Consider the following 4,131-nt stretch of genomic DNA (forward strand, 5'->3'; position numbering starts at 1 on the left):
GTTCAAATGGAATGAAGGTCAAGGTAACGTGCAGTTTGGGCTGTAGTCCGGAGCTGCAGTGACCATTGCCCCGGTGCCGGGGTTAGCCGAGGCCGCCCAGTGAGGCGGGGTGGGAAGAATTTTGCTGTAGCTTTTATTACTAAAGGCAGTTTTTTTTAGCAAGAAATAGTCCGACTTTGTTATTGGGAGAGTATTGCTTTGAGTGAGGGGGCTAGGGATATTTCCAGGTTAAGTGTTCTCAAACACCCATGTCCTGAATTCCGGGGTATGAGCAGCTCAAGTCCCACCCGTATTGCAATGCGTCGGATTTTTTGCAGAATACCATTAAATTCATGAAGTTGAAGGTTGGCATACTTCAAATTCGGGCATCAAGAGGGCTCTGGCATGGATGAAATTGATAGTCTGACCCGAGACAAAATTCGGGAATGGCAGATTCGTCGTTTGGATATCAAGGAGCAGATGCATTTGAATCCCTCGAAAACTCTGGAGCTTTCGAGGGTGCTGGATCTCATGGACGAAGAACATGCCGAACTACTTAGTGGGTCGAAGAACAGTCAGGTTGAAGGTGCAAATCAGCGAGAAGAAATTTATTTTCGAGCAGCAGCGGCCGCATCTTTATCGCCCTCTACCTCAGAAAAGTTTGATCTGCAGCTGCGTCTAGCTGCAAAAAGTGCTGCCGATCTGGGCAGGCTCCTTGAAATGGCAGTCTGCGAATTGCAGTATTGCATCGAGATGAAGGGCACAGAGCTAGCGAGTGATCATAATAACTATCTAGGAGGGATGTCAGGAACTTTGGGTAGCTATGAGTTCGTGCTTGATGTCAAGGGTAAGGGTAGTAATGAGTGACTCACATGAGAGGTGGAAGGAAGTCGAAAGTCTGGCTGAGCATGTAATGGATCTGCTCGATAAATATGAGGTCAAGTGGCGCAGGTATGGGCTCATATATGTAGATCACCAGCCAGTAAATATTACGACCGTCAATATTCTCCTTGTTGAACTGAGTAAACGTCTTGGTGTGCCAAGGTCACTGATTCGCTCTAGGTTGATCGATTTGGGGTGGCTCAACGATACCCGCTATGGCTCTGCCCGAGACGATTTTCTACGTGTAGCAGTCAATCTATGCCCTCCTGCAACAGAAATTTCAGAGGTCGATTGGTTCGAAATAGACGACGAATCGGGAGTAACTGATGATGAATATGAAAAGGATTGATCAAATGATGAGCCCTTTCTTAACTGTGAGATAGTATGCATCCTGAGCACTTTGATTTATCCAGCCCCCTTTTCTTGCCTGTTGCAAGTGAAACTTGCGCAAGTTTATTAGGCTCTAAAGATGCAAGCGGGCTAGCTACTTTGTCGGATGCTGAATTGGCCGCGATTTTGGTTGTTCAGCACTTGTCGGTTGCAGAGAAAAAAGAGCTGACGCCGAGTTCGATTGAAAGGAACTTGAGCAAGCTTATCGCTTGGGCGGTTGGTACTCAGCATTCAGATGCTAGAGGGCTGCTTTCAGAGGCGCAGCGGCTGTTTGATCCAAGAAGGTTACGCTCCGGTGGTCAGGTTGCCAAGAGTTTAAACTTACGCTTTCTAAGCTCTGATGAGGTCGCAGCGCGGGATTATTTGCTACCCAATGGAAGATGGGATTTCGAATTTAGGGGGCGTCACTATAAACGTATCAATCCATTCAGTGAACAGATGATTACGCCACGGCATCGCGAGCGTTGGTTAAGCCCTGCGCAGGATAAGTTGGTAAGGACTTTCCGTGCCAATCTGGATGAGGACCTCCATGTTCAAGGTTACGCAGGTATCGGTAAGAGCCACCTATTAGGCACCTTGATGGAGTGCTTGCGTCCAGGCGGGGCGTTATTGTTGGCGCACACATCCGGAAAGTTGGAGGCCCTTCGTAAGCGTATTGGAGACGTTCACGGCAGTAAAGCCGGATTGACCTTCATCGAATTCGCACAGCTCTTGCTGAATGATCCCAAGCCCAAGCCCGTGAACGAACTTCCTAAGTTTCTTAGTAAGCGGGCATTGTCACAAGAACTGAACATCATTGGCGTCCGTGACTATGACACACAATCGACGCTAAACATTTGCCTTAAAGTGCTCAAGAACTATTGTCGGTCTAGAGACTATACCCTGTCGGCAAAGCACTTGCCTTATTTTAACCAGCCTTTGTCTAGCATGGACGCTAGGGTGGTTCTTGAGTATTCGAGCCAGCTATGGGGCTACCTTGAGTCAAACCCTGCCTGGTACGGTCTGGTTGAACTCGACGCATTGTTAATGATAAAGCGTGCAAGCTTATCAGGCTGTGTGGTTCCGGCTCGGTACTCGCACGTACTCATTGACGAAAGTCAGGACCTTCCTGCTTCCCTTATGCAGATCATTGAGCGAGGTCGCCAGGTATTGATAACGCTCGGGGATGAATATCAACAAGCTGGGGGCGCTTTTGTAAGCAGAGGGCGCGGGGTCCGGCGAAGTGAGATCGCCTACTCTGTTCGATCTGGCCGTAACGTCGAAAGTTTGGTGAATCCTCTAATCTACCGTCACTCTAGTAAGGGCAAAATTCCCTTTGAGGGTGCTAGCAATACTGATATCGCTGTTAAGTATTATCCTCAAGGATTTTTGCCGCCTGAGGGTTGTGTGGTATTGGCTGCATCCCGCTGGGACATGATGAAGTGGATTATCCAGATGGATGCTGCAGGGCGCGCGTTAATCCCCAGTACTGAAGCGCAGAAAGACCTCAAAAGGTTCATGGCCACTGCCATCGCATTGTTCAAGCCAGATTTCTACAGTGTTGAGCAGATACCGGATGGACCGCATTTGGACTTTAGTGAGTTTTCAAGCTGGCAGCAGGTTTGTGATGCCAACCGGTACGATGAGTCATTTTTATGGGTGGAGGCAGAGCTAGAGAAAGGCTTCAATGTTGCCGATATGAATCAGCTGAAAGGGATGCTTGGTCAATCCGGCAATAGTTGTATGGTTATGATGGCTGAACAGGCTGGAGGGATGGAGTTCGACGTAGTTTTGTTGACGCCGCAGCTACTCACTGTCAATAAGTTCAGGGATGTGAATGAGTTCGACCAACGAATCTGTGCTGTGTACATTGCGATATCTCGCGCCAAGTTTAAACTGTACGTTCCTTATGATGTGGCTGAATGGATCGCTCATCACGACTCCCAAAAATTCCGGGAGTTTAGCGGTTACTGACTTCATATTAAATCTCGGCCGGATATTTAGAGGAGAAATCCGCATTGCATTTCTTCTCAGTAACCGTCAGGTCCTAGAAGGCTCCCATGTCTGTCGCACAAGCCACCTCAAACCGAGTCAAGCGAATGAAGAAGGGCACGCTTTTCGTACGCAAGGCCTTCGCTGAAGTAGGTTCGCGTGCAGCGGTCGATGAAGCGCTTTTCAGGCTGGTGCAGTCAGGTTGTCTGAAGCGTGTAGCCCGCGGTGTCTATGTACCCGGCCGTTCGTTGGATGTACCGGAAATGAATCCGCATCGTCGCGTTTATGCTGCAGTTTGCTGCGGCCGGTATGTGCAGTATACAGCACAGATTTTTTCGTCGAATTCATCCAAATCATACCGCGCTCGGCAAGGTAGCCATTACGCAGCGAGAGGCTTGAGCGCTGCTGGTCGATCACAGCATTAGGGAAACTCTGAAGAAGACTTCCCAAGTCTGGTGAAGTACGCCGGTCCCGTTGCCTGAGTTTTTCGGTGAAGCAGATGACTTTTGCTGACGCCGAGTACGCCGGCAAGCGCAAGCAGACCCGCAAGGAGTTGTTCCTGATCGAGATGGGTCAGGTGGTGCCGAGAAGCGCTCCGAACATACTGACCGAGATGTGATCTGGCAGGCCGCGGCACGCGCAGTACGTACAAGAATGCGGGCAGGAACAGCCCGCTCTACAAAGCCAAGCGTAAGATCGAAACGCCATGGCGCAGGTGCGGGCCAAGGTCGAACATCTATTTCGGGTGATCAAGCGCCAGTTCAGCTACACCCTAGAGTACGGCTGATCACTAAGTGTACCTGTAGGTACACTTGGTGTACTTACGTGCGGCCGAGTCCATAGAATCGGAAATAGCGGTCGTCGCGGTGATTCGGAGTGTACCTAGAAGTACACTTAGTGACATTAAGG

The 4,131-nt window shown here is 49.6% G+C and carries 4 protein-coding genes and 1 pseudogene; all 5 read left to right on the top strand.

Translation table 11 applies throughout. The annotated features are described in order from the left end of the window. Nucleotides 1–384: 384 nt before the first annotated feature. Complete coding sequence (locus B597_RS45405; RefSeq protein WP_024162562.1) at nt 385–846, top strand: hypothetical protein; 462 nt, start codon at nt 385–387, stop codon at nt 844–846. A 46-nt stretch (nt 847–892) separates the two neighbouring features. Next, nucleotides 893–1,210, top strand: coding sequence for a hypothetical protein (locus B597_RS47220; protein WP_152028211.1), 318 nt, complete (start codon nt 893–895; stop codon nt 1,208–1,210). Nucleotides 1,211–1,245: 35 nt separating this feature from the next. After that, nucleotides 1,246–3,204 carry a hypothetical protein gene (locus tag B597_RS0223895; protein ID WP_031323835.1) on the top strand — a complete coding sequence of 653 codons (1,959 nt, stop codon included), beginning with the start codon at nt 1,246–1,248 and terminating at the stop codon, nt 3,202–3,204. An 86-nt stretch (nt 3,205–3,290) separates the two neighbouring features. Then, nucleotides 3,291–3,647 carry a DUF6088 family protein gene (locus B597_RS47885; protein ID WP_074519875.1) on the top strand — a complete coding sequence of 119 codons (357 nt, stop codon included), beginning with the start codon at nt 3,291–3,293 and terminating at the stop codon, nt 3,645–3,647. Nucleotides 3,648–3,798: 151 nt separating this feature from the next. Continuing rightward, a pseudogene (locus tag B597_RS46775) lies at nt 3,799–3,994 on the top strand (transposase); the annotation flags it as partial. Nucleotides 3,995–4,131 lie beyond the last annotated feature (137 nt).

This window comes from Stutzerimonas stutzeri KOS6 (assembly GCF_000307775.2).
Lineage (GTDB): Bacteria > Pseudomonadota > Gammaproteobacteria > Pseudomonadales > Pseudomonadaceae > Stutzerimonas > Stutzerimonas stutzeri_B.